This is a genomic window from Rummeliibacillus sp. POC4 (assembly GCF_003576525.1).
Classification (GTDB): Bacteria; Bacillota; Bacilli; order Bacillales_A; family Planococcaceae; genus Rummeliibacillus.
On the sequence record NZ_QWUA01000144.1, the window covers coordinates 1 to 1,664 of the forward strand.

Below are 1,664 nucleotides of genomic sequence, written 5' to 3' on the forward strand. Positions count from 1 at the left end.
CCTGAAATATTCATAACCCACGAAAATCACACAGGTAAAGCTGCAGGATTATGAAATTTAACTGATCCTTTTAAATTTTATTCTTTCAAACTAAATTAACTGAATTTTTTGAGGCAAATAGTCAAATTTTAGCCAGACTTCTCCCTTGGGCAGAAAAACTGTTTTTTTGAGTTAGCCAAAGGATATGTTTCAAATGATTAAATTTGGAGTCTTTGAATTTGGTCCAATACGTTCCAAAAGAACTTTTGGTACACAAAACTCGATGATAATTTAAAACACAAAGATCTTCCTGATTTCACAAGTCTACTGGCTACTTTGATGATTCGAGTACGTATGGTGTCCATTTGCATTGTCTTTTGTCCTTCTGGAAAACAAAGAGTGCGTAACCAATTGGTTAAGTTATAAGCTAGTAGAGTCAACATCATTTTCACTTCGTTCACAAGGTAAGAATGACTATTCATTTGATCGAAATAGAAACCATTTTTAGCTTCTTTGATGTAGTTTTCCATCGTCCCTCTTTTTTGATAAGCACGGACAATCTCTTTTGGAAAACCTAATTTAAAATTAGTTACAAAAAAGGAATGTGTAAAGAACAACTCCCCTGCAGGTCGTACGGACTGGATAATGACTCTTCTAGGTTTAGACCATGATTTTGCTTGGTAAATCGTTTCTTCAAAATAGTATTCAGCTTTGGAAACATCTGAAGGTACATTGGATGGGTGATATTCTTTGGCTAAACTTTGTAGTTGAGGATTTGATTTGAGCCGAATAATGAAATAAACGGATTCCTTTTCGCACAAATCATAGAGTGCAGGAACCGCAAATCCACTGTCACCTCGTAGAAACAAACTCGTTTCCGGAAAAGTTTGATTGTAATGTTCGATCAAAGGTTGAATAAATTCAACAACGCCAGTGGAAGTATAGACATTTCCGGGGCGAAGTTTCGCCTTCAAAAAATCCCCTGTGGCGCCGTCAAAGGCAACTAGAGGATGAAAACCCATGGTTCCATAATGGGAATTATAAGAGGAAGATTCTTGTTCGCCATATGTGTCGGAATGGGTAGAATCTAGGTCTATAAATAACGCCCGTGATTTTCGAAAAATATGAATTTTGTCCAGTAATTCTTGGTTGGCAAGATTCATCTGATCTAGTGATACTTCATCAAAACGAGTGTAAAAGCGAGATAAAGTTGGTTGAGATGCGAGCGCTGGCGTTCCTATTATTTGTGTAAAAACTGGATCATCTGTTAATTGGTCGGCTGCGTCATCTTCAGGATACCCAGCAATCAATTGATAAATTTTTTGGCGTAACAAGTTTTCATTTGAATGAAGATAATAAGCTCTTGAATCATTCAGTTTTAAGTGTTTTTCCAAAACCTTTGAAAAATTGATTTTTTCATCGAATTCCCTAAAAAGAAATTCACCGGTATCGGAGGAAAGAGAACCTCCATCATTTGATAATTTAATTTTTCTGTTGAAATCCAGTGTTTTTTTCGTTAAAGTAACCATATAAAGAATCCTTTCTATTGGTTTTTGAGTCGTTACTTAAACTTTAACAGAAATGGATTCTTTTTTGCATTTATTTAGTGAAAAATCAAATCGGCCAAGAAAGCCTAGAAAACTAGAATATAAGGTTGATTCTTTAATGACTATGAATAGTTCAGG

The 1,664-nt window shown here is 35.2% G+C and carries 1 protein-coding gene; it reads right to left on the reverse strand.

The window, feature by feature from the left end; translation table 11 throughout:
* Positions 1–197: 197 nt before the first annotated feature.
* Positions 198–1,508: an IS1380 family transposase gene (locus D1606_RS18330; RefSeq protein WP_119417442.1), complete on the reverse strand. Its 1,311-nt coding sequence runs from the start codon at positions 1,506–1,508 to the stop codon at positions 198–200.
* Positions 1,509–1,664: the final 156 nt, after the last annotated feature.